General features: G+C 65.6%; 26 protein-coding genes. 7 read left to right on the top strand and 19 right to left on the bottom strand.

Translation table 11 applies throughout. From position 1 onward, the window contains the following. Nucleotides 1-96 precede the first annotated feature (96 nt). The 3 genes from tsaD to folK all read left to right on the top strand — a co-directional run bounded on the left by tsaD (nt 97) and on the right by folK (nt 2,070). Nucleotides 97-1,131 (top strand): tRNA (adenosine(37)-N6)-threonylcarbamoyltransferase complex transferase subunit TsaD, encoded by a 1,035-nt coding sequence (gene tsaD, locus D3260_RS16040; RefSeq protein ID WP_120099625.1) that lies wholly within the window; start codon nt 97-99, stop codon nt 1,129-1,131. A gap of 88 nt (nt 1,132-1,219) precedes the next feature. Further along, nucleotides 1,220-1,576 carry a dihydroneopterin aldolase gene (folB, locus tag D3260_RS16035; RefSeq protein WP_120099624.1) on the top strand — a complete coding sequence of 119 codons (357 nt, stop codon included), beginning with the start codon at nt 1,220-1,222 and terminating at the stop codon, nt 1,574-1,576. Beyond that, complete coding sequence (gene folK, locus D3260_RS16030; RefSeq protein WP_120099623.1) at nt 1,573-2,070, top strand: 2-amino-4-hydroxy-6-hydroxymethyldihydropteridine diphosphokinase; 498 nt, start codon at nt 1,573-1,575, stop codon at nt 2,068-2,070. Before folB ends, folK begins: the two co-directional genes overlap by 4 nt. 45 nt (nt 2,071-2,115) lie before the next feature. Here the strand turns inward: folK and D3260_RS16025 are convergent, their stop codons facing one another. The 10 genes from D3260_RS16025 to D3260_RS15980 form a co-directional block, all read right to left on the bottom strand. Next, a complete protein-coding gene (locus D3260_RS16025; RefSeq protein WP_158583576.1) occupies nt 2,116-2,844 on the bottom strand; it encodes an SDR family oxidoreductase in 729 nt (242 codons plus the stop codon). 28 nt (nt 2,845-2,872) lie between these two features. Next, nucleotides 2,873-4,111 (bottom strand): multifunctional CCA addition/repair protein, encoded by a 1,239-nt coding sequence (locus tag D3260_RS16020; RefSeq protein WP_120099621.1) that lies wholly within the window; start codon nt 4,109-4,111, stop codon nt 2,873-2,875. Between the two features lie 61 nt (nt 4,112-4,172). Further along, nucleotides 4,173-6,140, bottom strand: coding sequence for a transglycosylase SLT domain-containing protein (locus D3260_RS16015; RefSeq protein WP_120099620.1), 1,968 nt, complete (start codon nt 6,138-6,140; stop codon nt 4,173-4,175). Between the two features lie 386 nt (nt 6,141-6,526). Next, on the bottom strand, nt 6,527-7,486 hold the full coding sequence (locus D3260_RS16010) for a hydrogen peroxide-inducible genes activator (protein WP_199671554.1): 960 nt from the start codon (nt 7,484-7,486) through the stop codon (nt 6,527-6,529). A 28-nt stretch (nt 7,487-7,514) separates the two neighbouring features. Continuing rightward, on the bottom strand, nt 7,515-8,438 hold the full coding sequence (gene hemF, locus D3260_RS16005; protein WP_120099618.1) for an oxygen-dependent coproporphyrinogen oxidase: 924 nt from the start codon (nt 8,436-8,438) through the stop codon (nt 7,515-7,517). Beyond that, entirely contained in the window at nt 8,431-9,000 is a 570-nt protein-coding gene (locus D3260_RS16000; protein WP_199671551.1) for an L-threonylcarbamoyladenylate synthase, read from the bottom strand. Before D3260_RS16000 ends, hemF begins: the two co-directional genes overlap by 8 nt. Nucleotides 9,001-9,190: 190 nt before the next feature. Further along, nucleotides 9,191-11,809 carry a DNA topoisomerase I gene (locus D3260_RS15995; protein ID WP_120099617.1) on the bottom strand — a complete coding sequence of 873 codons (2,619 nt, stop codon included), beginning with the start codon at nt 11,807-11,809 and terminating at the stop codon, nt 9,191-9,193. A 180-nt stretch (nt 11,810-11,989) separates the two neighbouring features. Continuing rightward, nucleotides 11,990-12,463: a DUF494 family protein gene (locus D3260_RS15990; protein WP_120099616.1), complete on the bottom strand. Its 474-nt coding sequence runs from the start codon at nt 12,461-12,463 to the stop codon at nt 11,990-11,992. A 64-nt stretch (nt 12,464-12,527) separates the two neighbouring features. Then, nucleotides 12,528-13,676 carry a DNA-processing protein DprA gene (gene dprA / locus D3260_RS15985; protein ID WP_120099615.1) on the bottom strand — a complete coding sequence of 383 codons (1,149 nt, stop codon included), beginning with the start codon at nt 13,674-13,676 and terminating at the stop codon, nt 12,528-12,530. Then, a complete protein-coding gene (locus D3260_RS15980; protein ID WP_120099614.1) occupies nt 13,673-14,776 on the bottom strand; it encodes a LysM peptidoglycan-binding domain-containing protein in 1,104 nt (367 codons plus the stop codon). Before D3260_RS15980 ends, dprA begins: the two co-directional genes overlap by 4 nt. A 208-nt stretch (nt 14,777-14,984) precedes the next feature. Between D3260_RS15980 and def the strand changes: the two genes are divergently transcribed. The 4 genes from def (at nt 14,985) to D3260_RS15960 (ending at nt 18,623) form a co-directional block, all read left to right on the top strand. After that, on the top strand, nt 14,985-15,494 hold the full coding sequence (def, locus tag D3260_RS15975; protein ID WP_120099613.1) for a peptide deformylase: 510 nt from the start codon (nt 14,985-14,987) through the stop codon (nt 15,492-15,494). Then, nucleotides 15,494-16,420, top strand: a complete 927-nt coding sequence (gene fmt / locus D3260_RS15970) for a methionyl-tRNA formyltransferase (protein WP_120099612.1) — start codon at nt 15,494-15,496, stop codon at nt 16,418-16,420. The genes def and fmt overlap by 1 nt, the downstream gene beginning before the upstream one ends. Beyond that, nucleotides 16,410-17,711, top strand: coding sequence for a 16S rRNA (cytosine(967)-C(5))-methyltransferase RsmB (gene rsmB / locus D3260_RS15965; protein WP_120099611.1), 1,302 nt, complete (start codon nt 16,410-16,412; stop codon nt 17,709-17,711). Before fmt ends, rsmB begins: the two co-directional genes overlap by 11 nt. 345 nt (nt 17,712-18,056) lie before the next feature. Then, complete coding sequence (locus tag D3260_RS15960; RefSeq protein ID WP_120099610.1) at nt 18,057-18,623, top strand: type 1 glutamine amidotransferase domain-containing protein; 567 nt, start codon at nt 18,057-18,059, stop codon at nt 18,621-18,623. Nucleotides 18,624-18,721: 98 nt separating this feature from the next. On the opposite strand, the gene hisF is transcribed toward D3260_RS15960, so the two are convergent. The 9 genes from hisF to trkA form a co-directional block, all read right to left on the bottom strand. Further along, on the bottom strand, nt 18,722-19,507 hold the full coding sequence (gene hisF, locus D3260_RS15955) for an imidazole glycerol phosphate synthase subunit HisF (RefSeq protein WP_120099609.1): 786 nt from the start codon (nt 19,505-19,507) through the stop codon (nt 18,722-18,724). 3 nt (nt 19,508-19,510) lie between these two features. Then, on the bottom strand, nt 19,511-20,266 hold the full coding sequence (gene hisA, locus D3260_RS15950; RefSeq protein WP_120099608.1) for a 1-(5-phosphoribosyl)-5-[(5-phosphoribosylamino)methylideneamino]imidazole-4-carboxamide isomerase: 756 nt from the start codon (nt 20,264-20,266) through the stop codon (nt 19,511-19,513). 63 nt (nt 20,267-20,329) lie between these two features. Next, the gene (gene hisH / locus D3260_RS15945; RefSeq protein WP_120099607.1) at nt 20,330-20,977 is read right to left on the bottom strand and encodes an imidazole glycerol phosphate synthase subunit HisH; all 648 of its coding nucleotides are present in this window, start codon (nt 20,975-20,977) and stop codon (nt 20,330-20,332) included. Nucleotides 20,978-20,989: 12 nt separating this feature from the next. After that, a complete protein-coding gene (hisB, locus tag D3260_RS15940) occupies nt 20,990-21,583 on the bottom strand; it encodes an imidazoleglycerol-phosphate dehydratase HisB (RefSeq protein WP_120099606.1) in 594 nt (197 codons plus the stop codon). Between the two features lie 347 nt (nt 21,584-21,930). Then, nucleotides 21,931-22,371 (bottom strand): D-aminoacyl-tRNA deacylase, encoded by a 441-nt coding sequence (dtd, locus tag D3260_RS15935; protein WP_120099605.1) that lies wholly within the window; start codon nt 22,369-22,371, stop codon nt 21,931-21,933. Beyond that, nucleotides 22,368-23,318 (bottom strand): homoserine kinase, encoded by a 951-nt coding sequence (locus tag D3260_RS15930; protein WP_120099604.1) that lies wholly within the window; start codon nt 23,316-23,318, stop codon nt 22,368-22,370. The genes dtd and D3260_RS15930 overlap by 4 nt, the downstream gene beginning before the upstream one ends. Then, nucleotides 23,318-23,611, bottom strand: coding sequence for a tetratricopeptide repeat protein (locus D3260_RS15925; RefSeq protein ID WP_233544111.1), 294 nt, complete (start codon nt 23,609-23,611; stop codon nt 23,318-23,320). The genes D3260_RS15930 and D3260_RS15925 overlap by 1 nt, the downstream gene beginning before the upstream one ends. 98 nt (nt 23,612-23,709) lie before the next feature. Continuing rightward, nucleotides 23,710-25,182: a TrkH family potassium uptake protein gene (locus D3260_RS15920; RefSeq protein ID WP_120099603.1), complete on the bottom strand. Its 1,473-nt coding sequence runs from the start codon at nt 25,180-25,182 to the stop codon at nt 23,710-23,712. A gap of 7 nt (nt 25,183-25,189) precedes the next feature. Continuing rightward, nucleotides 25,190-26,569 carry a Trk system potassium transporter TrkA gene (gene trkA / locus D3260_RS15915; protein WP_120099602.1) on the bottom strand — a complete coding sequence of 460 codons (1,380 nt, stop codon included), beginning with the start codon at nt 26,567-26,569 and terminating at the stop codon, nt 25,190-25,192. Nucleotides 26,570-26,627 lie beyond the last annotated feature (58 nt).

Below are 26,627 nucleotides of genomic sequence, written 5' to 3'. Positions count from 1 at the left end.
CTCCGGGTATAGCGGTGGTTTATCGACGCCGCTGCTGACCGGTTGGCCCACTGCGGCTAGAATAGGGCGATGAATAATACGCCGAGCCACGCTGCAATGCAACGAACGCCAATCATACTCGGCATCGAGAGTTCCTGCGACGAGACCGCGGCCGCCCTCTACGGCGAGGCCGGCCTGCTCGCGCACGCTGTTCACAGTCAGGTCGCGATCCATGCCGACTACGGCGGCGTGGTGCCGGAGCTGGCCTCGCGGGATCATATCCGCAAGATCGCGCCGCTGATCGAAAACGTGTGCGCGACGGCCGGACATCCGACGATCACCGGGATCGCCTATACGCGCGGGCCCGGGCTGGTCGGTGCCCTGCTGGTCGGCGCGTCGGTGGCGGCCGGTTACGGCATGGGCCTGTCGGTGCCGGTGCTCGGCGTGCACCACATGGAAGGCCATCTGCTTTCACCCCTGCTCGAAGCCGAGCCGCCCGCATTCCCTTACGTGGCGCTGCTCGTTTCGGGTGGCCACACAATGCTGGTGGCCGTCGAGGGCGTCGGTCGCTATCGGGTACTGGGCGAAAGCCTCGACGATGCCGTCGGCGAGGCGTTCGACAAGGCCGCCAAGATGCTGGGGCTCGGTTATCCGGGCGGGCCGGCGTTGTCTCGACTGGCCGCCGAGGGCGATCCGACGGCTCACGCCTTCCCGCGGCCGATGTGCAATCGACCGGGGCTGGATTTCTCGTTCTCCGGCCTCAAGACGGCGGTCATGCTTGCGATCAAGTCCGGCGGCCGCACCCGAGCGGCCCAGGCGGATATCGCGGCGAGCTTTCAGCAGGCGGTCGTGGAAACACTTGTGGCCAAGTGCGCGCGTGCCGTGCGCGCGGCCGGCATGGAACGGCTGGTCGTGGCTGGCGGTGTCGGGGCGAATGCCTCACTGCGCGCCGCGCTGGCCGAGCGTGGGCGTGTCGACGGTTTTGCCCTGTATTTCCCGCGCCCGGCCTTCTGCACCGATAACGCGGCGATGATCGCCTTGACCGGGTATCTGCGCCGAACGCAGATGAGGCCCGGTATCGTGCCTGCCGAGGCCGTGCCGCGCTGGTCGCTGGAAACGCTCGTGCCGCCGGCATCTGCCGCGGCGTCATGAGCTGGATGTCGTGCTTCGGTGGGGTCGAGCGACGGGAACCGGTATCCTGATCGGTCATTGGCCCACGCCAGGTTTTCGGCTCGACGTCTTGGACACTATCTTCATCGAACAGCTCGCCATCGATACAGTCATCGGACTGTATGACTGGGAGCGGACCATTCGGCAGCGCGTGATCATCGATCTGGAAATGGATTTCGATATCCGCGCTGCGGCGGCCAGCGACGACGTGGCGGCCACGCTGGATTACAAGGCCGTGGCCAAGCGTGTGATCGCCTTCGTCGAGGCCGCGAAATTCGATCTCGTGGAAACCCTGGCCGAGCGCATCGCCGCGCTCGTGCTGGACGAGTTCGAGGTCTCGCGCGTGACGTTGCGTCTCGACAAGCCCCGTGCGCTGCGCGGCGCCAAGGGCGTGGGTATCCGCATCACGCGGGAGCGTTCGGCATGAGTGTGAAGACCGTGGAAGTCGCGGTTGGCATGGGCTCGAACATCGCCCCCGAGCACTATGTGCCGGCGGCGCTGGCCGCGCTGCGTTCGCGTTTCGCCGCACTCGAGGTCTCGACTGCCTATGCCTGTCCCGCGGTCGGCTTTTCGGGCAATGATTTCGTCAATCTCGTGGTGTTGTTCGAGACCGCCGAAAGCATCGACGCTGTCCAGGCTGCGCTACGCGAGATCGAGACCGAACTCGGCCGCGACGAGCGTGCCCGCGATGGTTCGCGCACGATGGATCTCGATCTGCTGCTCTACGGTGCCACGGTCCATGACGACGGCGATATCCGCGTGCCGCGGGCCGATATCCTGACCTATGCCTTTGTTCTCGGCCCGCTCGCCGAGCTGCGCCCGAATGGCATTCATCCGACGAAGACGCGTCGCTATCGCGACCTCTGGGCGGCATTCGACGATGCGGATCAGCCGTTGCGTGCCGTCCAGCTCGACGGCTGACGAATCCGGGGCCGGGCCGATCCCTCCGGCCCATCGCGAGACCGCTCAACCGCCGAGTCGACGCCCGCCGTCGACCGCGACGACGGCGCCGGTCTGATAGTCGTTATCCAGAAAGGCGCGTACGGCTCGGTAGATATTTTCCGGGCGGCCGGTGCGGGCCATCGGCGTGGCATCGAGCATCTGTTGCCGGGCCGACTCGTCGACCCAGTCCTCGAAGGAGATCGGCCCGGGCTGAATGGCATTGACCTTGACCTCGGGGGCCAGTTGCTTGGCGAACGACGCCGACAGGTTCTGCAGGCCGGCCTTGGTCGCACAGTAGATATCGTACTGCGGGCCGGGGTTGTCGGCGTAGATATCGGTGATGTGCACGATATCGCCCGGCGTGTCGTTCTCGCCGCGGATCTGCGGGCCGAGCACGCGGTTGAGCAGGTACGGTGCCCGCATGTGGACCTCGAAAAAAGCCTGGAACTGGGCCGCGGCGTCTTCGGGGTCGTCTTCGGTCGGCGAGAATGCCGAAGCGTTATGGATCACGGCACGCAGGCGGTCGGCTTGATCGGCGATGCTACGGGCGACAGCAAGCGTGGATTCGGTATCGGCGAAATCCCCCTGGATGCCGATGGCGCCGCGCTCGGTGAGCCGTTCGATCTCGTCGGTCGTGGTGCGGTACTGGGCGATCACGGCGAAGCCGTCATCGAGAAAGCGATGCGCCATATGCGCGCCGACGTGTCGGTTGGCGCCGGTGACGACGACAGGGGCGGTCTCGGTCTGTGTCATGCCGGATCCGAAAACGGAATGGATGCGATCAGTATGGCGCCGGTGTCGCGGACAGGGCATCCCCAATGGCACGGATGCGCGCCTGGCGCAGTGCCTTGCCGATCTCCGGGCCGGACAGGGCCCGATCCCGGGCGATGTCGCGGCCGCTGATCGACAGAGCGGCGGCATGGGCTCGGCGGACCTGCTCGGCCTGGGGATACGTCCGGCCCTCGTAGCCGAGCCGGCCGCGTACATCGGCTGCGCAGACAGCGACGAGATCGTCCAGGCGTTCCGGGCGACGCAGTGCGTCGATACCCTCGAGCAGGCTCAGGACGGTAGCGGGCCGAAGTTCGGCAATGCGATGGACATGGGTATGCCAGCGCGCGATCAAGGGCGCGCTGTCGCGTAGTTTCTTGGGCACGCCGAGACGCTGGCTGGCCGCCTCTGCCGGTGCGACGCCGCGCTCTTCGTGGCCGTGATGCCCGGGCAGGATACGGGCCGGGGTAAGCGCCTTGCCGTAGTCGTGGCACAGCGCGCCGTAGCGGGCGGGCAGGCCGGCGCCGGCTGCGGCTGCGCGATCCAGCACGAGCAGCGTATGCACGCCGCAGTCGACCTCGGGGTGATAGTGCGTGGGCTGCGGCACGCCGAACAGGGCATCCAGCTCGGGGAATAATCGAGCCAGCGCACCGATCTCGCGCAGGAAATAGAAGAATGTCGCCGGCTCGTCGCCCATGAGCGCCTTTTCGGCCTCGGCCCAGACACGTTCCGGCACGAGATGGTCGATCTCGCCTGACGCGACCATGTCGCAGCACAGCTGGCGTGTCGGTTCGGCAACGTGGAAGCCAAGGCGCGCGAATCGCGCGTAGTAGCGGGCCAGCCGCAGGATGCGCACGGGGTCCTCCACGAAGGCCGGCGACACGTGGCGCAGCACCCGGCGTTCGAGATCCCGCTGGCCGTGGTACGGATCGTGAAGTGTGCCGTCGTCGTCCCGGGCGATCGCATTGATTGTCAGATCCCGCCGGGCGAGATCGTCCATGAGGGAGACATCGGCCCCGGCGTGGAAGACGAATCCGTGATAGCCGTGTCCCGATTTGCGCTCGGTGCGCGCCAGGGCGTGTTCCTCGGCCGTCTCGGGGTGAAGAAAGACCGGGAAGTCCCGACCGACCGGTGTGTAGCCGGCCTCGGTCATGGCCCGGGGCGTGCTGCCGACCACCACCCAGTCGCGATCGGCGACCGGCAGGCCGAGCAGTGCATCGCGCACCGCGCCACCGACGAGATAACGCGTCATGGGTGCGATCTTTCGGCGTGACGGTCGCCAGCGTTGCGCAGCGTACGGTCGATCATGCCGCTCAGAATGTTGTGTCGTTACTGGTGCGGTACGACGGACGCACCGTATCCAGACGCTTGTCCAGCGGCGTGACGGATTCGGAGAGCCGGTGCTGGAAAACGGTCATGTGCGACATGACTCGCTGAACGTATTTCCGTGTCTCGGTATACGGAATATTGGCGATCCAGATGTCGGCGGGCATGTCGGTCGCAGGCAGCCATTGCGCGATCTTGCGCGGACCGGCGTTGTAGCTGGCGGTTGCAAGCGCGATGTTGTTGGACCAGTCGGCCATCATGTCGGCGAGATAGCGCGTGCCGAAACCGACGTTGGTCGCCGGATCGTTCAACGCGCTGGCGCTTGGGGCCGATCGGCCCATCTGACGTGCGAGATGATCGGCGGTGCCCGGCATGAGCTGCATCAGGCCGCGGGCGCCGACCGGGGAGCGGACGGTCGGTTGAAACAGCGACTCGGTCCGAATGATGGCATACACATAGGCCGGATCGAGATCATTGGTCCGGGCAGCCTGGCGCACCGTGGCCGCGAACGGCGTCGGATAGCGGATGTCCAGATCGTCCCAGTAGTCGGCGTCGGCCAACGTGAGGATGGCCCGGGCGTACCACTGCCACTGGTAGGCCATGCGGGCGGCCTGCATGAGCTGATCCTTGGGCAGTGTGGCCGCGAGCTGTTTCCATTCCAGATAGGCATAGCTGTCCATGCCCAAGGCATACAGCTCGCGTGCGCGCCGAAAGCCGGCGTCATTCTGAAGCCGGGCCTGTACCGCCGGGTCGTTCGGGACCGGGCGCTCGTTGAAGCGGTATTTCATGCCCAGTGCATCAGCGGCCAGATAACCGTGATACGAGCGCTCGGCGGCGAGGCTCGCGTAGAGCGTCTTGGCCTGATTCTTGTGCCCGGTTTCGGCCAGTGCACGGGCTCGCCAGTATCGCCATTCCTCGTCCTTGGCAATGCTCGCCGGCAGGGCATTGATGAAATCCAGGACCAGCGGCCAGCGGCGTTGATAGATCGCGGCCCGGATCTCCCAGCCCAGGGCATGGTCGTCGGCCTCTTCGACCATGCGCGCATGGTCGAGGCGTGCGTACCAGAGCAATGCCTCCGGGCGGTGTTCCTCGGCGAACAGCAGGGCGATGTAGCGTTTGACCTGATACTGATCGGCGGCATCGAGGCCAAAGCGTGTCACGATACCCGGCAGGGCATCGGCCGCGCTCGCCGGATCGGCCAGCGCGAAACGCTTGAAGGCTGCCACCACGATGTCGTCATCGAGATCCGGAGCGGCCTGAGCCAGCGTGCTCGGATTGTTCAGCGCCGACAGCCACGTATCGACAGTCGCGGTGTCGGCACTCGGCAGCTGGCGTGAGAGATAGCTGGCCAGGCCGGTATTGCCCGCCAGAATTGCCTTGTGTGCGCGATCGCGTACCAGCGCCGAGGTCAGATTGCCGGTGCTCTCGAGCCAGGCGAAGACCGGGTCACAGGCCGAAGGCTGGCTGGCGCCGACATCGTAGAGCGCTCGGGCCTGGCCCAGTGTGGCGCGGCCGAGTTTGATCTGGGCCGCCACGCGACGGCAGGTCGCGGTGGTGCTGTCCTCGTCGCGGGTCTGATCGACGATCGTCTGCCACTGGCCACGATCGGCGAGATTATCCAGCCAGTGGCTTTTCAGGCGCTGGGCGGGCGGCAGATCGGGATGGGCCTGGACGAAACGAGCGATGCGCGAGTCCAGCGTGGCATCGGCGTTGCCGGACAGGTCGTGGCGTAACTCGGCGGCGCGCAGATAATCGAACAGCGGATAGTCGCGCAGGCGCGCGACTTCGTCGGCGTGGCTCGACAGATTGCCGCGTCGAGCCGCCGACAGGGCATCCATGAAATCCCGGCGTGTCGCGCTGTCGTAGTTGCTGATGCTGTCGGCGTTCGGCGGCGTGGCGGCCGTCGCGACGAGTGGGGCGACAAACAATGCCCCGAGGACCAATAACGCGCGCATGAGTAACCGGCCAGACGATGAAATGGAGTCGAGTGTAACGCAGGTGGCGTCCCGGTCGGTCGGCTCGCAACGCCTGTGTGGCTAGGGCGTGTTGAGGTTTCGTGCGAGTCCGCGCCAAGCGCTGTTGTGCGGCAAGACGAGGCGTAGCAGGCGCCGCGCAGTTATTCAGTTATTCTGCGCCAGCGTGCTAGAACGCTGGATTGCCGTCGTGTTTTTGATTTTGGGGCACTTGTCCCTTCGGGTTGGGCCGCCCATGAAAATCGACGATGGGCGCCCGGCGGCGTTGCGAGCCTTGATCGTGGCACGCCACGATCGGCGACTCGCGCCTTGCCGGACACACGGCGGTCTCTCGACGAAAAGGCGCTCGAACGAAACCTCAACAGGCCCTAGGATGCGTCCTGAAAACCGTCGTCCACGTTGTGGGCCTGCGCCTCGGTCAATAGTTCCACGCCGGCCGGGTCACATTGCATCACGGCATCGCGCAGCGCGGTGATCGCGCGCGGGCGCGGGAAGCTGCGTCGCCAGGCGATCGCAATCTGGCGCTGCGGCGTGGCGCCGGCGAACGGTCGTGTCTCCAGAAGCCGTGATTCCTCCGACAGGTTCGGAATCGAGGAGCGCGGCAATACCGTGATCCCCAGGCCGCTGGCGACCATGTGACGGATCGTCTCCAGCGACGAGCCCGACCGGGTGCGGCTGGCCTCGTCCGATTCGCGACATTCCGCACACAGATTGAGGACCTGATCGCGAAAGCAGTGGCCCGGCCCGAGCAGTAGCAGATTCTCCTGGGCCAGATCGTCCGGTTCGATTGCCTCACGCGCCACCCAGCTGTGCTGCTGGGGCATGACCACCACGAAGCCTTCGTTATAGATCGGCCAAAGCGCCATGCCCGAGACATCGTAGGGCATGGCCACGATGACGGCGTCGAGTTCGTTGTTGCGCAGCTGCTGGGTGAGATTGCCGGTCAGATTCTCTTCGATGACCAGCGGCATCTCAGGACATGATTCGCGCAATCGCGGTATCAGATGAGGCAGCAGATACGGGCCGACGGTGTAGATCACGCCGAGACGAAGCGCGCCCTTGAGCTCGTCGCGGCCCTGTTCGGCAACTGTCTCAAGCGCGCTGACTTCGCCGAGCACGCGATAGGCCTGTTCGATGATGCGACGGCCGATCGGTGTCACGCGTGCTTCACCGCGGTTGCGCTCGAACACGGTGACACCGAGCTCGCTTTCGAGCTTCTTCACGGCCACCGACAGCGTGGGCTGGCTGACGAAGGCTCGTTTGGCGGCGCGGCCGAAATGGCGCTCTTTATCGAGTGCGATCAGGTAGCGCAGTTCGGTCAGCGTGATATGCATCGGCGACGAGCTCCCCCTCGGCCTACGAGCCCAGCCAGTCCTGCGGCGTCAGGAAGCGCTCGTAGAGATCGGCTTCGGCGCTGTGAGGCGCCGGCGTGTAGCCATATTGCCATGCCGCCAGCGGCGGCATCGACATCAGAATGGATTCGGTCCGCCCGCGGGACTGGAGGCCGAACAACGTGCCACGGTCGTAGACCAGATTGAACTCGACGTAGCGGCCGCGACGATACAGCTGGAAGTCGCGTTCGGCCTGGCCATAGGGCGTTTCGCAACGGGCCGCCACGATCGGGGCGTAAGCATCGATGAAGGCCTGGCCAACCGATTGCACGAAGCCGAAGGAGTCTGCAAAGCCGAGTTCGTCGAAATCGTCGAAGAACAGGCCGCCGATGCCGCGCGTCTCCTCGCGATGCGGTAGATAGAAATACTCGTCGCACCAGGACTTGAAGCGCGGATAGAGCGTTTCGCCGAACGGCACACAGGCATCGCGGGCGGCGCGATGCCAGGCCACCGCATCGGCATCGAAGCCGTAATGCGGGGTCAGATCGAAACCGCCGCCGAACCACCATACCGGCGCCTCTCCCGGCTTTTCCGCGACGAAGAAGCGCACATTGGCGTGGGCGGTCGGAGCATAGGGATTACGCGGGTGGGCCACGACCGAGACTCCGGTAGCCACGAACGACCGACCGGCCAGTTCCGGCCGGCGTGCCGAGGCCGAGGCGGGCAGGGAGTCGCCCACGATATGCGAGAAATTCACGCCGGCACGCTCGAAGACATCGCCATCGGCCAGGACCCGCGTATCGCCACCGCCGCCGCCGTCACGCTGCCATTCGTCGACGTGAAAATCGATATTCGTCTCGAACGACGCGAAGCGGGCGGCGATATGGTCCTGCAGCCCACGGAAATAGTCGGTCACGGCTTCGGTCGAGACAGCCTGGTCTTCAGCCACGGATCACCTCGTTGGTCACGGCATCACGAATCGTACTGGGCACGCCGGGGCTGTCCGGCGCGCCGGCAAGCACTTGTTCGATGTAGGGCCCGAACTGTGCACGAGCGGTCCAGGTCGAGCGTACCGGCGGGCGCCCGGATACATTGGCGCTGGTCGAGACCAACGGGCCGCCGAACGATGCACAAAGGGCGCGCGTCAAGGCATGTGCGGGCTGGCGCAGGGCGATGCGATCGTGGCGGCCCGTCAGCCAGTACGGTGCATTCGCACGGGCCGGCAGGAGCCAGGTGACGGCCGCCGGCCAGGATGCAACCGCACGTTGCCAGGCCGAGCCGGCATCCGGTGCGACCAGCGGAGCGAGGTGCGCCGGGTCGGCGGCAATCACGATCAGCCCGCGCGAGACATCACGTTGCTTGAGGGTCAGGATCCGATCGACGGCCACGGCGTCATAGGCATCCGCGGCCAGTCCCCAGACGCCGTCGGCCGGATGGGCGATCACGCCCCCGGCCGCGAGTGCGTGCGCGGCGCGACGCAGCCTGAACGCTTGCATCGATGTGCTTTCCATGATGATCGATCCTTGGCGCGATCGTCTGATTCGTGATGTTGCCCACGTCGCCCGGCCACCGGCCGCGCGGCGGCCGGTGGCGCAAGAGATGACGGCGCTGCCCCCGGGGCCGATCGGCGTCGGCGCTTCACATGGTCGGTCTGTCTTGAACAGAATACCCGCGCGCCGGCCGATCGGATGCAACGATCGATCAGCTGGCGCTATCGCTCTTGTTGCTGCCCTTGTTCGCCGCCGTCTTGCGGGATCCGGACTTCGTTGCAGCAGACTTCGAGCCGGTCTTCTTGGATGTGGACTTCGACGCGGTCTTCTTGCTCGACGTCTTGGTCTTGGCCGCTGTCTTGGATGCGCTCTTGGTCTGGCTGGCGGACTTGGCGCTTGTCGCCTTGCTGCTGGCGGTCTTTTTCGAGGACGAGGCCTTGGACGCGCCGGTCTTGGCGTTCTTGCGACCGCGTTTTTTCTTTTCCGGCGCCTTGGCCAGGATGTCCTGGCACTGTTCCAGCGTCAGTTCGGCCGGCTCCTGCTCCTTCGGCACACTGGCGTTCTTCTTGCCGTCGGTGATGTAGGGGCCGTAGGGGCCGTGCTGGACCTTGATGCCGGCATCCTCGAAATGAGCGATCAGTTTCTTGGCATCGGCCTCTTTCTTTTCGGCGATGACGTCGAGGGCGCGCTCTTTCGAGATGGTGTAAGGGTCGTCTTCCTTGAGCGAGGCGAATTTCTTGCCGTAACGGACATACGGACCGAAGCGCCCGATGTTGACCTGGATCTCCTCACCTTCCGGCGTCTCGCCCAGATCGCGTGGCAGGTTGAACAGATACAACGCCTCGTCGAGCGTGATCTTGTCCATGTCCTGGCCCTTGCGCAGGCCGGCGAAACGGGGTTTTTCCTCGTCGTCTTTGGAACCGAGCTGCACAAACGGGCCATAGCGGCCGATACGTACGATCACCGGTTTGCCGGTCTCCGGATCGGTGCCGAGTTCACGCGCCTGAGCGACTTCCTCGCGGGACAGATCCTGCTTGGCCTCGATCTGATCCGAGAAACGATCCCAGAATTCGGCCAGCAACGGCTGCCATTCCTGCTCGCCGCGCGAGACGGCGTCCAGCCGGTCCTCCAGCTTGGCGGTGAACTCGTAGTCCACGTAGCGCGTGAAATGGTCGGTCAGGAACTTGTTGACGATCTTGCCGAGTGGCGTCGGCATGAACGCCTTGCCGTCCATTTCGACGTACTCGCGGTCCTGCAGCGTCGAGATGATCGCGGCATAGGTCGACGGCCGCCCGATGTCGTATTCCTCGAGCGTCTTGACCAGCGCGGCCTCGGTGAAGCGCGGCGGCGGCTCGGTGAAGTGCTGGGTCGGCACGATCTCGTTCAGATCGAGAATCTGGCCTTCCTCGAGCGGGGGCAGGCGCTTGTCGGCATCGTCGTCGCCCTTGTCGTCGTCGCGACCTTCCTTGTAGACCGACAGAAAGCCCGGCGAGCGCAGCGTACGGCCGGTGGCCCGGAACAGGTGCTTGTTCGCATCATCCGCGGCCAGGTCGGCCGAGACCGTATCGAACAGGGCATGGACCATCTGACTGGCGACGGTACGTTGCCAGATCAGCTCATAAAGCCGGAACTGATCGGTGGTCAGATAGCGCTTGATCTCGTCCGGAATACGCGCGCTGGCCGTCGGGCGGATGGCCTCGTGTGCCTCCTGGGCGTTCTTGGATTTGGTCTTGAAACTGCGCGGACTGTCCGGGCGGTTCTTGGCGCCGTAGCGATCGCCGATGGTCTGGCGGATTTCGGCCAACGCGTCGTTGGCCAGATTGACCGAGTCGGTCCGCATGTAGGTGATCAGGCCGGTCTCCTCGCCATCGCCGAGCTTCACGCCTTCATACAGCCCTTGGGCGGTGCGCATGGTGCGCCGCGCGTTGAAGCCGAGTTTGCGTGCCGCTTCCTGCTGTAGCGTGGAGGTCGTGAATGGCGGCGCCGGATTGCGCTTGCGCTGTTTCTTCTCGACCGTGGCTACGCGCAGCCTGCCGCCGGCGGCCCGCATGCCCGATGATTTGTTGTCATCGGCCGCGACTTCATAGGTTTCGACCGCGGCACCGGCGGCGCCGGCCAGTGTGTCCAGTGCCGTGCGTGCGCTGCCCTGGTTGTTGACGGTGAATTGTTCGACCCGTTCGCCGTCGAGTTGTGACAGGCGCGCCGAAAAAGGCGTGTCCTCGGCCTCGGCGCGTGCCTCGATCCGCCAGTATTCCTCGGGGACGAAGGCTTCGATCTCGGCATCGCGTTCACAGATGAGCCGCAATGCCGGCGATTGCACCCGGCCGGCCGACAGGCCGCGCTGGACCTTGCGCCAGAGCAGGGGCGAGAGATTGAAACCCACGAGATAGTCGAGGGCCCGTCGGGCCTGCTGGGCGTTGACCAGATCGTTGGAGATCGTGCGCGGGTTTTCGACCGCGTTGGCCACGGCGCGCTTGGTGATCTCGTGAAAGACCACGCGTGCCACGTGCTTTTCTTCGAGCAGGCCGCGATCGCGCAGCAGCTCGAGCAGGTGCCAGGCGATCGCCTCGCCTTCGCGGTCGGGGTCAGTGGCCAGCAACAGGGCATCGGCCTTTTTCAACGACTTCGCGATCTTGTCGACCTGCTTGGCGTTGCGGTCGATGATGTCGTAGTGCATGGCGAAGTTGTTCGCCGTATCGACCGCCCCCTCCTTGGGGATCAGATCGCGGACATGGCCGTACGAGGCCAGGACCTGATAGTCCTTGCCGAGGTATTTCTCGATCGTCCGGGCCTTGGCCGGAGACTCCACGATGACGAGGTTGCGGCTCATGGAAAGATCTTGCTGGTGATGGGTCGAGGCGTAGCCGCGGCGAACCGTAGCACAGCCTTTTGAAGCATGCGTTGCACAGGGGCGTCAACTTGTGAGGCCGGCGCGCGGCTTTCAAGTCGTTGTGCGATCAAAGCGAACGGAAGTCCGTACCGAGCCGGGATCATGCCCGGTGCCGGACGGCTAGTGTGCAGCGCCGGGCGTATCGGCGTGCATCATGGCTTCCATGCGGGCGTAGGCCATATCCTGGTCGGGCGCCTGGGACAGTACCATCATGACGACCCACTTGACCTGTTCGAGTTCGGCGGTCGCCGATTCGTCCTCGGCCAGTGCCATGAGCCGATCGATGACCAGCTCACGGTTTTCGGCATTGAGAACGCCGGCCTGCTCGAGCCGCGTGATATAACCGCGGCATTCGGCATCCAGCACCATCAATTCCGGGCCGACGTAGACGCGTACTGCATCCGAGCCGGGGGCCGCGAAACGCGCGCGCCCGTCGCCCCGCGTGGCGTCCAGCCAGTCAAAGGCATCGTCTATTTCTTCCGGAAAGAAACCGGCTTCGCCGAGATCGTCGCGCACTTCGCCACTGGCACCGATATCGGGTAGCGAGAAGTTTTCGAACAGATACAGCAGAAGATCCAGCACGTTCTCGTTCATGCCGCGACTCTAGGCTCTGTGAGTGTCGGGTACAAGCCCGGTATCGGCGCCGATGCATCACGCTTCAGTCGGTCGCGCGTACGTAGCGTCCGCCGGGCAGTGTCTTGATGCGGCCTTCGAGTTCCAGAATCAATAGCGAGGACGACACGGCATCGGCGGTCCAGCCGGTTCGGGCGATCAGATCATCCATGCGAACCGGGTCATGCCCGATCGCATCGAACAGGGCGCCACTTTCGTCGGTATCGGTCGAGCTGGCGACATCATCGCTGGATCGGGCCGAGGAGGCGGTCGGGCCGGTGTCCGTGGTGCGTATCGTCGGTTCGGTGCGGGGGCTGCGATAGCCGGGCAGCACCGCCGCGATCTCTTCGATGATGTGGTCGGTCGTCTCCACCAGTTTCGCGCCTTCGCGAATCAGCTGATGACAGCCGCGAGCCAGCGGATTGTGGATCGAACCGGGCATGGCGAAGACTTCGCGGCCGGCGGCACTGGCCAGCCGGGCCGTGATCAACGAGCCGGAAGCGCGGGCGGCCTCGACCACGAGTGTCGCCGTCGCCAGGCCGGCGATCACGCGGTTGCGACGCGGGAAATTGCCCCGGGCGGGCTGTGTGCCGAGCGAGAACTCGGAAAGCATGAGCCCGGACTCTGCGATGCGACGGGCCAGGGCTTCGTTGGCCGCGGGATAGACCCGGTCCAGGCCGGTGCCGGTGACGGCGAGAGTCATGCCGTCGGCCGCGAGTGCACCTTCATGCGCGGCGGCATCGATACCGCGGGCCAGGCCCGAGACGACGACGAATCCGGCGGCTGCCAGTGCTTCACCGAACTCGGCGGCGGCCGCTGCGCCCGCATGCGAGGGATTGCGGCTGCCCACGATGGCGATCGCGGGCAGCCCGAGCAGGTCGAGATCGCCGATGCCATAGAGCCAGGGCGGCGGCGGATCGAGTGCGGCCAGGGTGTCCGGATAAGCGGCGCTGTCACGGGTGATGAAATGATGCCCCGGGACGTCGAGCCATTCGTGGGTACGCGCGGTCAGCGTGCTCGGCTCGTCGGCCAGTGCGGCCCGAGCCGCGGCTGTGACGCCGGCCTCGCGCCAGGCGCGGTCGCCGGCGGACAAGGCGGTGGCGGCATCGCCGAAACGCGCGAGCAGCCGATCGCTTGTGACCGGGCCGATGCCCGGCGTGGTGGCCAGACGCAGCCAGGCATCACGTGGGGTCATGACGCGCCCGGGGATTGCACGACGTCGCCGACGTGTATGGCGCGCGTGGCATACATGACCAGCGCATAGCTGACCGGGCCGTCGTTCTTGAACACCATGAGCTGGCCGGCGCGGCGGCGCGGCAGACGAACCTGGCCGCCGGCGATCGGGTCGTTGACAGTGCGGCCGGCCTGATAGATGTCCAGCACGTCGCCGCGCGACAAGCGCGGACTGCCCTCGTCGGCCAGGGCGACGACATCATATTGGCCGATCTGGCTGATACCGCCGTAGACCGAGACGATGTGCGTGGCGACTTCGGCCGCCGGCGTGCGCGGATGGAAGTCCCGGACCAGGTCGGCATTGGACAGCGGCAACAGGCGATCCCCGGCGCGTGCCTCGCGCTGGATGCGTGTCAGGGTTCCGATCGCCACATCGCTGTCGGCCGGGGCTGACTCGATCGTGATTTCGCCCACGGGCACGGCTTCGCGCCCGAGCTTGCGATGGTTCTCGGGGTCGCGATACACATCCGCCGGGCGGACCAGCGAGTAACGCGCCGCGTGCTCAGGCGGCAGGCCGCGGACATAGACGCGGGCCTGATTGCCGGCCACGAGCTGTTCGTCGCCGAGCGAGACGAGATAGGGCGCATCGTGCAGTACGCCGGCATCCACACGGCGCGGGCTGTCCAGAAATTCGCGGATTGCATCCGCTGGGATCACGGGAATGGCATCGTCGAGCGAGGCCACGCGCACCTGCGGCGACAAGCGCACTGTGCCCGCGGGCGCTCCGGAAGCAGCGGCGTCTTCGTCGTCGTCGCGCATGAGCCGCGGCGTGCCGTCCATGCCGCGGGCCAGCACGAGTACGTCGCCGGGATAGATCAGATCCGGGTCGTCGATCGCCGGATTGGCATGCCAGAGCTGGGGCCAGAGCCACGGGGCATCCAGATAATAGCTGGCGATGGCCCAGAGCGTATCTCCCTGCTGGACGATATAGCGCGTCGGTGCATCGTCGCGCATGTGCGAGGCCAGATCGGTTGTCTGGCGTGTCGGGACAGACGGGCCGGGCGTCGTCTCACCATCGTCGGGGGCAGATTCATAGCCGGGATCGGCGTCGAGGCGCGGCATCGGCAACGTCGATTTCGATGATCCGGCCGCGTCGTGGGTCGTCGGCTGGCGGTGTGCACAGCCGGTTGATACCAATGCCGCGACCGCGAATGACCACGTCGCCCAGATACGGCCCGTCTGACGTCTCCCCAAACCGTTATACTCCCGCGTTTGTCGTTCCCGGATCGCGGGAACGGCACCGACTTATCCGTTTACTAGCCGATAGCGTATGGCGATTCTCGAGATTTTGCATTTTCCCGACCCGAGACTACGCGAGGTCACCGAGCCGATCACGGTCTTCGACGAAGCGCTGTCGCGTTTCATCGATGATATGTTCGAGACGATGTACGACGCGCCCGGCGTGGGCCTGGCGGCCACGCAGGTTGGCGATATACGGCGGGTGGCCGTCATGGACTGTTCGGAGGACAAGAACGAGCGGATCGTGATGTGCAATCCGCGCATCCTGTGGTCCGAGGACGAGGAGGTCGTCGACGAGGGCTGTCTGTCCGTGCCGGAACACTACGACCGTGTCACGCGCGCCACGCGTCTGGCGTTCGCGGCCCAGGATCGTGATGGCAGCGAATACGAAATGGAGGTCGAGGGGCTTCTGGCACAGTGCGTGCAGCACGAACTGGCGCACCTTGACGGCGGGCTCTATATCGACAAGCTGTCGCGCCTGAAACGCGAGCGTATCCGGCGCAAGATGGCCAAGAACGCCAAGCGACAGGATGAGGCCTGATGCGCATCGTCTTTGCCGGCACGCCGGAATTCGCGTTGCCCACGCTGGATGCGATCGCCGCCAGCGATCACGAACTGGTCGGCGTTCTCACCCAGCCGGATCGACCGGCCGGTCGTGGACGAAAACTCAAGCCTTCACCGGTCAAGGCCCGGGCCCAGGAACGCGGCCTGCCGGTCGCCCAGCCGGAGCGGTTCCGCAAGAACCCGGTCGCCGTCGACGCCCTGGCGGCCTGGCAGCCGGACGTGCTTGTAGTGGTGGCCTACGGCCTGATCCTGCCGCCTGGCGTGCTCGATGTGCCCACCCATGGCGGGATCAACGTGCATGCCTCGCTGTTGCCGCGCTGGCGCGGTGCCGCGCCGATCGCCCGGGCGATCGAGGCCGGTGATGCCGAGACCGGCGTGACGATCATGCAGATGGCCCGTGGCCTGGATACCGGCGACATGCTGGCTGTCCGGCCGTTGCCGATTGACGAGACGACCACGGCGGGAACGCTCCACGACGCGCTGGCCGCCCTGGGGGCGGCGGCGCTCGTCAACGTGCTGGATCAGCTGCCGGACGGCCTGTCACCGGTCGCCCAGGACGATGCCCGGGCGACTTATGCCGCGCGCCTGGAAAAGGCCGAAGCGATGATCGACGACTGGAATCGACCGGCCCGGGAGATCGCGCGCCGCGTGCGGGCGTTCGCGCCGTGGCCGGTGGCCCACGCCGCGCTCGACGGCGCCACGGTACGGTTCTGGCAGGCGCATGCCCGTGAAGGCCAGGGCACGGCCGGCGAGGTCGTGGCAGCCGGTCGTGACGGCATCGATATCGCCACTGGCGATGGTCTGCTGCGCGTGACCGAGCTCCAGCTGCCGGGCAAACGTCGCATGACGGCGGCCGAGGCCGCCAACGGCCGCGACTGGGTGGGCCAGCGTTTTGGCCGCTGAGACAGCCGATGCCGGGGCCCGGCCGCGGGCACTGGCCGCGCGGGCCGTGGCCGGCGTGATCGATCAGGGGCAGAGCCTGGATGCTGCACTCGCGGCATGGCCGTCTGATCTGTCCGGCGCCGACCTCGCGCTGGCGCGCATGATGGCCTACGGTACGTTGCGCGACTATCGCCGTCTCGGGGCGCTGCTGGCGCCGCGCCTGAAAAAGACACCGCAGCCGGTGCTGGATGCCTTGTTGCGCGTGGGCCTGTTCCAGCTCGAGGCGACGCGTGTACCGGCCCATGCCGCGGTTCATGCCACGGTCGCGGCGACCAAATCCCTGAAACTGTCCAAGGCCCGGGGGCTGGTCAATGCCGTGCTGCGGGGGCATCAGCGCGAGCCTGTCCGGCTTGGCGATGAGGCCGCGGTCGGGGTGATGCACAGCTACCCCGACTGGCTGGTCGAGCGCATCGCTGCCGACTGGGGCGCGGCCGCGACCGAGGTGCTGGCGGCCGGCAATGATCGGGCACCGATGCATCTGCGCGTGAACCGACGACGCACGACGCGCGATGCGATGCTCGCCGAATGGCGGACAGCCGATCTGTCGGCCTCGCCGATGACGGTTTGCGCGGACGGCGCCACGCTCGCTGCACCGGTCGCCGCTGAACGCCTGCCCGGCTTTGCCGAGGGCCGGGTCTCGATTCAGGATGGCGCGGCCCAGATCGCGGCCGATCTGCTGGCCGCGCACGACGGCCAGCGCGTGCTGGATGCCTGTGCGGCGCCCGGCAACAAGAGCGCGCATCTGTGCGAGCGTGCCGATATCGCGCTCACGGCGCTGGATATCGATGCCGGTCGGCTGGCCACGCTGGAGGCCACGCTGGCACGTCTGGGTCTGTCGGCGACCACGCGCGTCGGCGATGCAGCAGAACCGGCCGCTTGGTGGAACGGCGAGCCGTTCGATCGGATACTGCTCGACGCCCCCTGCAGCGGCACGGGTGTGATCCGGCGTCATCCGGACATCAAATGGCTGCGTCGAGCCACCGATATCGACACGGCTGCGGTCCGCCAGCGCCGGTTGCTGGAGGCGCTGTGGCCGACGCTGGCACACGGCGGTCGGCTGGTCTATGCGACCTGTTCGATCCTGGCTGCCGAAGGCGACGACATCGTGCAGGATTTCGTGGCGGCCACGCCGGATGCCAGCGCGCTCGACCCGGCGCCGCTCGTGGGGCAGCCGACCGCGTTCGGGCAGCGCATCGCCCCGGGCGCTCATGACCTGGACGGGTTTTATTACGCCGTGCTCGTTCGCGAATGAGGCGGCAGGTCAGCGCCGTCGACGCCGCCGGCATCGCAATCCAGGGTGCGTCGTCACGAGATCGGCCGTCGCATCCGCGGCGAATCGGCGCAGGACAAGGCATCGCGAGCACGGCGTGGCCCAGCCACGTGAGCGCGCGATAACGCCGGGTGGTCTTCGGGCCCTTCGGGTGCCCCGGCCGGTCGCGCCACGCCGCTCTGCGCGCCTTGCTTGACGCGACTCGCGGGGGCAAATGCGGCTGCCTATCCCATGACGACATGCCCTAAGTAACTGTCCTGATTGGAAAGACCTGGGTTTCGCGGCACATTCTCCGTGTATGCAAACCAAGCCCAAGGAGGCATTGGCATGACGCAAGAACTGCAAGGCAAGAAGATCGCGTTTCTGGCGGCCGACGGTTTCGAACAGGTCGAGCTGACGCGGCCATGGAACGATCTGAAAAAAGCCGGCGCGACGGTCGAGCTGATCTCGATCAAGTCCGGCGAAATCCAGGGCATGAACGCCGACATCAACAAGGCCGACACGTTTGCCGTCGACAAGACGGTCGATCAGGTCTCGGCCGGGGATTATCACGGTCTGGTTCTACCGGGCGGGGTGGTCAATCCGGATGCGCTGCGAGCCAACGAAAAGGCCGTTCAGTTCACCCGCGATTTCTTTGCCCAGCACAAGCCGGTGGCGGCGATCTGTCATGCCCCGATCCTGTTGATCGAGGCCGGCGTGCTCGACGGTCGGACGGTGACGTCCTTCCCGTCGATCAAGACCGATATCCAGAACGCTGGGGCGACCTGGGTGGATCAGGAAGTCGTCTGTGACGAGGGCCTGGTCACCAGCCGCACGCCCGATGACCTGGATGCCTTCTGCGCGAAAGCGATCGAGGAATTCGCCGAAGGCAAGCACGAAGATCAGACCACCTGATTGTCAGCCGCGTCGCAGACGCGAAAAACCCGGGCCCGGCCCGGGTTTTTTTATCGTGAGACGGCACGAGCAGAGACGAGCCCTGCTTCGATACGTGCTCAGCGCAGCGTTGCGTCTCGAACCGCCACCCCGTGGCTGGCCAGATAGTTCTTGGCCTGCTGAATGGTGTAGGTGCCGAAATGGAAGATGGAGGCAGCGAGCACCGCATCGGCACAGCCATCGGTCAGCCCGTGGTAGAGATCATCCAGGCTACCGACGCCGCCCGAGGCGATCACCGGCACCGTGACCGCCTCGGACACGGCTCGGGTCAGGGCGATGTCGAAGCCGGACTTGGTGCCGTCCCGATCCATGCTCGTGAGCAACACTTCGCCGGCGCCGAGCGACACCAGTTTCTTGGCCCAGCCGATGGCCTCGATGCCGGTCGACTTGCGCCCACCGTGGGTGAAGATCTCGTAGCGCGGCGCCTCATCCTTCTTCGCCGCGTTCTTGACGTCGAGAGCGACCACGATGCACTGGCTGCCGTAGCGGTAGGCCGCCTCGGCAACGAATTCCGGATTGCTGATCGCGGCCGTGTTGATCGACACCTTGTCGGCCCCGGCGGAAAGCAGACGGCGGACGTCGGGCAACGTGCGTACGCCGCCGCCCACCGTCAACGGAATGAAGACTTCGCCGGCGACTCGCTCAACCACCTCCATGAGCGTGTCGCGATCCTCGTTGGATGCGGTGATGTCGAGGAAGACGAGTTCGTCGGCACCCTGCTGATCGTAGCGACGGGCGATCTCGACCGGGTCGCCGGCGTCGCGGATCTCGAGGAACTTGACGCCCTTGACCACGCGGCCCTTGTCGATATCAAGGCAGGGAATGATGCGTTTGGCCAGCGACACGAGTCAGCTCCCCACGCTGTTCTGCTGACGGGCATTGACGCGTTCGCGCGCGGCGGCGAAATCGAGCGTGCCCTCATAGATGGCCCGTCCGATGACCGCGCCGGCCACGCCGTCGGTCTCGGCTTCCAGCAGGGCCTCGATATCGCGCATGTCGGTGACACCGCCCGAGGCGATGACCGGAATCGTCAGCGCCGAGGCCAGCTCGCGGCTGGCCTGCACGTTCAGCCCCTGCATCATGCCGTCGCGGCTGATATCGGTATGGATGATGGCGACCACGCCATCGGCCTCGAACTGTTGTGCCAGATCGGCGACCGTGTGGTTGGACAGCTTGGACCAGCCGTCGGTGGCGACCATGCCGTCCCGTGCATCCAGCCCCACGATGATATGTCCGGGAAACTCCACCCCGACATCGGCCACGAAGTGCGGCTCGGAAACTGCGCGCGTGCCGAGAATCACGTATTCCACGCCGCGGTCGAGATAGGTTTCGATGGCGGCTTCGTCGCGGATGCCGCCGCCGACCTGGACCGGTATGCCGGCCACGGCGTCGACGATGTCGCCGATCACCCGGTCGTTGACCGGCCGGCCGGCCTTAGCGCCATCGAGATCGACCACGTGGACGCGATCGGCGCCGGCCTCGGCCCAGCGGCGCGCGACGGCGACCGGGTCGCTGTCGAAGACCGTGACGTTGTTGTCCATGTCGCCCTGACGAAGGCGCACGCAGGATCCGTTCTTGATATCAATGGCGGGAATGAGTAGCACGCCGTGACTCCTCGTTGATGACGGCTTCGAGTCGAAAGGATCGCTGGAGTACCGCCGGTCGGCTCAGTAGGCCGCGCCGTCCCACTCCAGGAAATTCGCGAGTAGTTGCAGCCCGGCGGACTGGCTCTTCTCCGGGTGAAACTGCACTGCGAACGTGTTCTCGCGCAGGATGACCGAGGCAAAACGAACGCCGTATTCCGTGGTGCCGGCGACATGCCGCGGCTCGTCCGGCACCACGTAGTAGCTGTGCACGAAATAGAACCAGGACGACGGCGCGATGTCCTTCCACAACGGATGATGGCGTTCCTGGCGCACCTGGTTCCAGCCCATGTGGGGGATCTTGCGGCGTCGCCCGTCGGGCTGGGCATCCGGCTCGGCGAACCTGACCGTTTTGCCGGGGAAGGCCCCCAGCGTATCCACGCCCCCCGATTCCTCGGAATGGGTCATCAGTGCTTCGATGCCGAGACAGACGCCCATCAACGGTTTCTGCCCGAGCACCTCGGCCAGCATCGCATCGAGTTCGAGACGGTGCAGCTCGTCCATGCAATGGCCGATCGCCCCTACGCCGGGCAGCACCAGCCGGTCCATGCGCGAGAGCACATCCGGGTCGAAGCTGACTTCGATCTGCTCGTCGGAGGCGACATAGCGCAGAGCCTTGGCAATCGAGTGCAGATTGCCCATTCCGTAATCGATGATTCCGACGGTGGCCATAACGGTTTGGAACTAGAGGCTTTCTTTAGTGGAAGGCAGGGCTTCGGCAGCACGCGGATCGCGTGCGACGGCGCTGCGCAGCGCACGCCCGAAGGCCTTGAACAGCGTCTCGGCAATATGGTGCGCGTTACCACCGGCGAGATTGTCCATATGTAGCGTCATCGCAGCACCGGCCGCAACGCCGCCAAAGAACTCACGGACCAGTTCGGTATCGAAGGTGCCGATCTTCTCGGCGGTGAAATCAGCCCGGAAATGCAGCCCCGGTCGGCCCGAGAAATCGATGACCACGCGCGACAGCGCTTCGTCGAGCGGCACATAGGCATGGCCATAGCGCATGATGCCGCGCTTGTCGCCCAATGCTTCACGCAGGGCGTTGCCGAGCGTGATCCCGATGTCCTCGACCGTATGATGATCGTCGATGTGTAAATCGCCCTCGGCGCTGACATCGATATCGATCAGGCCATGGCGGGCGACCTGGTGGAGCATGTGTTCGAAGAAACCGACGCCGGTTTTGGCGGAAAACGCGCCCGAGCCGTCGAGATCCAGGCTCAGATGGATGGCGGTTTCGGCCGTGCGGCGTTCGACGGTCGCGCAACGCGATGTCATGGACGCTAACTGGTTGACCCCTGCGGACGGTCGATCATACGCGCTTGGTCGCGCCGAGGCGAGTCCTGTCGCGGCAACGAATACCGGCACCGGAAATGCCGTCGGCACGGCCCGGGGTGGTCGCCGCCGCGCGCTGCATCGTACCCGGCGCGTGCCGGCCGGGCCGGGGCTTTATTAACCCGGCCTGAAAATAGATGATTTTTCGGGTTGATGACGCGCGTGTGCGACAGCACGCGCGCCACGGCCAACGGCCGTGAAGCCATTGAAAATAAAACGACGGACAAGTGCCGGCATTTCTTTCGATGGCGTTGAAAACAGCTGAGGTCGTCAGCTGTTTGGGTGCCGGATTAATAGCTCTCGAGCCAGAATGTCACCGGCCCATCGTTGACGAGGCCGACCTGCATGTCGGCGCCGAAACGCCCGGTCTCGATCGGTGCGTGCCGTTGCTGCAGCTCTGCGACGAACGTATCGAACAATGGCGCGGCTCGATCGGGTGGGCAGGCACGAGAGAATCCGGGCCGGTTGCCGCGGCGGGTATCGGCGGCGAGCGTGAACTGTGGTACTGCCAGCACGCCCGCGCCGACGGCGATCGCGCCATGATTCATGCGGCCCTGTTCATCGGCGAAGATACGATAGGCCAGAACGCGCTCGGCCAGACGCTGTGCCGTCTGTTCGGTGTCGTCGGGCACCGCGGCGACCAGCGCGACCAGACCGGGGCCGATCCGGCCGACGCGCACCGAATCGATCGTCACGTGTGCTTCGCGCACGCGCTGGATGAGGGCGATCACGCCGGGCCCAGTGCCGGCGGCGCCTGGCGAAAGCGCTCGAGCAGGCGCGCGAACGGCGCCGGATCGTGCACCTGGACGTCATGGCCGCGCATCGGAAAATGCAGATCCACGAGACGCGAGACCCAGAAACGCAGGGCCACCGCGCGCAGCATCGCCGGCCAGGCGGCGTGCTCGGCCTCGGTCGGCGCCCGTCGCCGGGCGTAGGCGGCAATGAACGCTTCCCAGTGCGCCGCCAGGAACGTGGCATCGGAATACGCCCAGTCGCAGCAGATCGCGGCGAGATCGAACAGCAGGCATTCGTGACAGGCGTAATAGAAATCGATCACGCCGGCCACACGGTTGTCGCGAAACAGTACGTTGTCCCGGAACAGATCCGCGTGGATCACGGCTCGCGGTAGATCTCGGAACTGGCGGCATGCCACGTCGCGCTGGAAGCCGAGTTCTTCGTCGAGAAAACGGCGTTCGGGGGCGGCCAGCACCTCGCGCAGTCGCCCGGCCGCCTCTTCGATCCAGGACAGGTCGCGCGGGTTGCGCTGGCGGGGCGCGAAACCGTTGACCGCCCGATGCATCTCGGCCACGACGCCGCCCAGCGCGCCACACTGGGCCGGGCTCGGGGTATCGGTACTGGCGCCGTCGAGTCGATAGACCAGCGCCGCCGGCCGGCCGCCGACGTGCGACAGGAAGCCGCCGTCATTGCGGGCGACCGGATGGGCGCCCGGCACGCCGTGGGCCGCGAGATGATCCATCAACTGCATGAAGAACGGCAGCTCGTCGGGCTCGGATTGCTCGAACAGAGTGAGCACCCAGCGGCCGAGTGTCGTGTCGACAAAATAATTGGTGTTGGTCACGCCGGCCGAGATGCCGGTGAAATCCTCCAGCTCGCCGATCGCGTAATCGGTGAGCAGGTCCTGCAGTTGCGTGGCGTCAAGACGCGTGTATACCGACATCAGCCGCGCTGCTTGGCGACACGACGGGCGAAGACTTCCATCTCGCGTGCCGCCTGATTGTCGCCGTTGTCACGCGCGACCGCGATACCGCGCGCCAGGATGTCGTCGGCCTCGTCGAGGCGTCCGGCATCGAGCAGGGCGCGTCCGTAGAGCTTCCAGGCGGCCGAGTACTGACCGTCCTGGGCCACGGCCTGGGCCAGATGGGCGATGGCGGCGTCATGGTCGCCTTCGCGGTGCAACAGTTCACCGAGCGTGAAGCGCGCCAACGGCGTGTCGCGTCCCGCATCGATCATGGCTTGAAGTTGGTCTCGCATCGTCATGAACACAAGTTTAGGGCCTGTTCCAAGCGGATACGAGCCGAATCGCTCGACCGCCACGACAGCCGGTACGCTCAGCGTCGCCAGAACGCCGGTGTCAGGATCACCAGCAGGGTGAAGACCTCCAGGCGGCCGAGCAGCATCGACAGACACAGCACCCATTTCGCGAGCGTGGGCAGTCCGGCCATGTTGGACGAGACCGAGCCCAGCCCCGGGCCGACGTTGTTGATCGTCGCCGCGACGGCCGAGAACGAGGTCAGCTCGTTGAGACCCGTGGCCAGCAGTACGAGAAACATCAGGGCATACATGGTCACGTAGACCGAAAAGAAGCCCCAGACGGCGTGCACGACCCGATCGGGAATGACCTTGCTGCCCATCTTGATCGGGATTTCGGCGTTGGGATGCACCAGGCGGTTGATTTCGCGCGTGCCCTGTTTGGCGAGCAGAATGAATCGTACGACCTTCATGCCGCCGGTGGTCGAGCCGGCACAGCCGCCGATGAAACTGCCCAGGAGCAGAAAGACCGGCACGAAGCGCGGCCAGACCGAATAATCGCCGGTGGTGAACCCGGTCGTGGTGCCGATCGACAATACCTGAAACCAGGCCTTGAGCGAGGCATCGGGCAGGTCGACATAGGTGCCCGCGACCAGCAGCGTGATGGTCGTCACCAGCGTCGCGATGAGCATCATCACGAGAAACGTACGTGTCTCCGAATCCCGCCAGTAGGTCAGCGGGTTCGCGCTGCGCCAGGCCACGTAATGCATGCCGAAGCTGACCGCGCCGAGCACCATCGAGACACAGGCGGCCAGATAGACCCAGTCGCTGTCGTAATAACCGATCGATAGATCATGGTTGGCGAATCCGCCGGTCGCGATCGCCGAGAAGGCGTTCGAGATCGCATCGAAGGGGGGATTGCCGGCCAGCCAGAACAGCAGCGCGGAAAATGCGGTCAGCGACAGATACAGATACCACAGTGCCTTCGCGGTTTCGCGGATACGCGGCGTGAGCTTGGAATCCTTGATCGGCCCGGGCGTTTCCGCGCGATAGAGCTGCATGCCGCCGACGCCGAGCATCGGCAGTACAGCCACAGCCAGCACGATGATGCCCATGCCGCCCATCCAGTGCAGCAGCACCCGCCAGAACAGGATTGCGTGGGGCAGGGTATCCAGGCCGGTCAGCACGGTTGCGCCCGTGGTGGTCAGTCCCGAGACCGACTCGAAAGCAGCGTCGGTGAAGCTCATGTCCGGACGCGTCGCTGCCCAGAGCGGAATCGCGCCGAACAACGACAGCACCATCCAGAACAGCACGACCACCAGAAAGCCGTCGCGGATCTTGAGTTCGCTGACCACACGCCGGGTGGGCAGCCAGACGGCCAGACCGGTGAACAGCGTGACCGCGAAGCCGATCAGAAACGCCGGCACCTCGCCATCGCCGTAGCCCAGCCCGACGCCGGCCGGCACCAGCATGGACGCCGAGAAGATCATCAGCAGCACGCCGAGCACGCGTTGCACGCCGGCGAATCGATAATTGAGTCGGCCGTTGATCATCGCGGCACTAGACGTAGGACACGCCGACCTGGAACAACTGCTCGACTTCCGTGGTATAGCGTTTGTCGATGATGAAGATCATCACATGATCGCCGGACTCGATCACGGTGTCGTGATGCGCGATCAGCACTTCCTCGTCCCGGGCGAGCGCGCCGATGGTGGCGCCTGGCGGCAGTTTGATCTCGTCGATGCGTCGGCCCACGACGCGCGAATTGCCGCGCTCGCCGTGGGCGATCGCCTCGATCGCCTCGGCGGCACCCCGGCGCAGCGTGTGGGCCCGCACCACGTCGCCGCGCCGGACATGGGCAAGCAGCGCCGAGATGGTCGACTGTTTCGGTGAGATCGCGATATCGATCTGTGTTCCGGACGACTCGATCAGATCGACATAGGCCAGGCGATTGATCAGAGACATCGCCTTGCGCGCGCCCAGGCGCTTGGCCAGCATCGCGGACAGGATGTTGGCCTCGTCGTCGTCGGTGATCGAGCAGAACACATCCACCGATTCGATGTTCTCCTCGCGCAGCAGCGCCTCGTTAGCGGCATCGCCCTTGAGCACGATCGAGCGGTTCACGCGCTCGGACAGCCAGCTCGCGCGCTCCGGATTGTGTTCGATGACCTTGACCTGGCACTGATTCTCCAGCGCCAGGGCGAGACGGGTACCGATGTTGCCGCCGCCGGCGAGCATCACCCGCTTGACCGGGCGATCGATCTTGCGCAGCTCCCCGATCACCTGCTTGATATCACGTCGCGCGGCGACGAAAAAGACCTCGTCGTCGGCCTCGATGAGCGTGTCTCCTTCCGGAATCAAGGGCTTGCCGCGGCGATAGATCGCCACGACCCGCGTATCCACGTTCGGGATGTGCTCGCGCAGCGCACGCAGCTCGTTGCCGACCAACGGGCCGCCGTAATAGGCCTTGACACCCACCACCTGCACGCGGCCGTCCGCGAAATCGACCACCTGCAGCGCGCCGGGATACTGGATCAGCCGCTTGATGTAGTCGGTGACCAGCTGTTCCGGGCTGATCGACATATCGATCGGGATCGCGTCCTGGTGGAACAGTCGATCCTCGACCAGATATTCCGAGGAACGAATACGCGCGATCTTGGTTGGTGTATGAAACAGCGTGTAGGCGATCTGGCAGGCCACCATGTTGATTTCATCGACCGCGGTGACGGCGATGATCATGTCGGCGTCGTTGGCCCCGGCATCGCGCAGCACGGCCGGATGCGCGGCGTAGCCGTGCACCGCCCGGATATCCAGACGGTCCTGCAGCGGGCGCAGCAGGGCCTCGTTGGTATCGACCACGGTCACGTCGTTGGACTCGTGCGCCAGCGTCTCGGCGAGCGTGGCGCCGACCTCGCCGGCCCCCAGGATGATGATCTTCATGCGCGGGACACTAGGGCCTGTTTACGCTGGCTGCAACGCTTTGTTCTGCGCGCAGGCG

Source organism: Salinisphaera sp. Q1T1-3 (assembly GCF_003602005.1).
Taxonomy (GTDB): Bacteria; Pseudomonadota; Gammaproteobacteria; order Nevskiales; family Salinisphaeraceae; genus Salinisphaera.
The sequence above is the reverse complement of the archived record's forward strand: the minus strand, read 5'-3'. Positions and strand labels throughout refer to the sequence as shown.

Excerpts from the sequence above, each read along its gene's own strand:
- folK (WP_120099623.1), top strand. The coding sequence starts at position 1,573 with ATGAGTGTGAAGACCGTGGAAGTCGCGGTTGGCATGGGCTCGAACATC.
- D3260_RS15930 (WP_120099604.1), bottom strand. The coding sequence starts at position 23,318 with ATGTCGGTATACACGCGTCTTGACGCCACGCAACTGCAGGACCTGCTC.
- D3260_RS15925 (WP_233544111.1), bottom strand. The coding sequence starts at position 23,611 with ATGATCGATGCGGGACGCGACACGCCGTTGGCGCGCTTCACGCTCGGT.
- hisH (WP_120099607.1), bottom strand. The coding sequence starts at position 20,977 with ATGGCCACCGTCGGAATCATCGATTACGGAATGGGCAATCTGCACTCG.
- D3260_RS15960 (WP_120099610.1), top strand. The coding sequence starts at position 18,057 with ATGACGCAAGAACTGCAAGGCAAGAAGATCGCGTTTCTGGCGGCCGAC.
- D3260_RS16015 (WP_120099620.1), bottom strand. The coding sequence starts at position 6,140 with ATGCGCGCGTTATTGGTCCTCGGGGCATTGTTTGTCGCCCCACTCGTC.
- trkA (WP_120099602.1), bottom strand. The coding sequence starts at position 26,569 with ATGAAGATCATCATCCTGGGGGCCGGCGAGGTCGGCGCCACGCTCGCC.
- D3260_RS15980 (WP_120099614.1), bottom strand. The coding sequence starts at position 14,776 with ATGCCGCGCCTCGACGCCGATCCCGGCTATGAATCTGCCCCCGACGAT.
- dprA (WP_120099615.1), bottom strand. The coding sequence starts at position 13,676 with ATGACCCCACGTGATGCCTGGCTGCGTCTGGCCACCACGCCGGGCATC.
- D3260_RS15920 (WP_120099603.1), bottom strand. The coding sequence starts at position 25,182 with ATGATCAACGGCCGACTCAATTATCGATTCGCCGGCGTGCAACGCGTG.
- hisB (WP_120099606.1), bottom strand. The coding sequence starts at position 21,583 with ATGACATCGCGTTGCGCGACCGTCGAACGCCGCACGGCCGAAACCGCC.
- D3260_RS16020 (WP_120099621.1), bottom strand. The coding sequence starts at position 4,111 with ATGACGCGTTATCTCGTCGGTGGCGCGGTGCGCGATGCACTGCTCGGC.
- fmt (WP_120099612.1), top strand. The coding sequence starts at position 15,494 with ATGCGCATCGTCTTTGCCGGCACGCCGGAATTCGCGTTGCCCACGCTG.
- tsaD (WP_120099625.1), top strand. The coding sequence starts at position 97 with ATGCAACGAACGCCAATCATACTCGGCATCGAGAGTTCCTGCGACGAG.
- D3260_RS16000 (WP_199671551.1), bottom strand. The coding sequence starts at position 9,000 with ATGGAAAGCACATCGATGCAAGCGTTCAGGCTGCGTCGCGCCGCGCAC.
- D3260_RS16025 (WP_158583576.1), bottom strand. The coding sequence starts at position 2,844 with ATGACACAGACCGAGACCGCCCCTGTCGTCGTCACCGGCGCCAACCGA.
- D3260_RS15995 (WP_120099617.1), bottom strand. The coding sequence starts at position 11,809 with ATGAGCCGCAACCTCGTCATCGTGGAGTCTCCGGCCAAGGCCCGGACG.
- D3260_RS15990 (WP_120099616.1), bottom strand. The coding sequence starts at position 12,463 with ATGAACGAGAACGTGCTGGATCTTCTGCTGTATCTGTTCGAAAACTTC.
- def (WP_120099613.1), top strand. The coding sequence starts at position 14,985 with ATGGCGATTCTCGAGATTTTGCATTTTCCCGACCCGAGACTACGCGAG.